A 293-nucleotide genomic window follows, 5' to 3' on the forward strand; every position below is an offset into this window, starting at 1 on the left:
CATCCCGATGAACTCCGAGACTGCCTCCAGTCGATGTGCGGCGAGTTGCTTGCCGATCACGAACATGGCGGTGAGTTCGTCGTGATCGATGGAACGCACATCGCGGCGTGGGCGAATACGCGTGATGAGATCGAAAATGGCGAAGTTGAAGGTGCGAGCTGGGGGAAACACGAAGGATCGTTCTACGGGTACAAGGTGTTTCTTGTGGTGGATGCGGCAACGGAGCTGCCGGTCGCCATCACGATGGAGACCGGCAAGAGGAACGACAGTGCGGCGTTCGAACCGCTCGTTGA

General features: G+C 58.4%; 1 protein-coding gene. It reads left to right on the plus strand.

Annotated elements, in window-relative coordinates; all coding sequences use genetic code 11:
- Window positions 1-81: 81 nt before the first annotated feature.
- Window positions 82-293 (plus strand): transposase (locus C451_RS00130; RefSeq protein ID WP_241431114.1); only part of this gene is annotated, 212 nt, incomplete at its 3' end.

Origin of the sequence: Halococcus thailandensis JCM 13552 (genome assembly GCF_000336715.1) — an archaeon.
Lineage (GTDB): Archaea > Halobacteriota > Halobacteria > Halobacteriales > Halococcaceae > Halococcus > Halococcus thailandensis.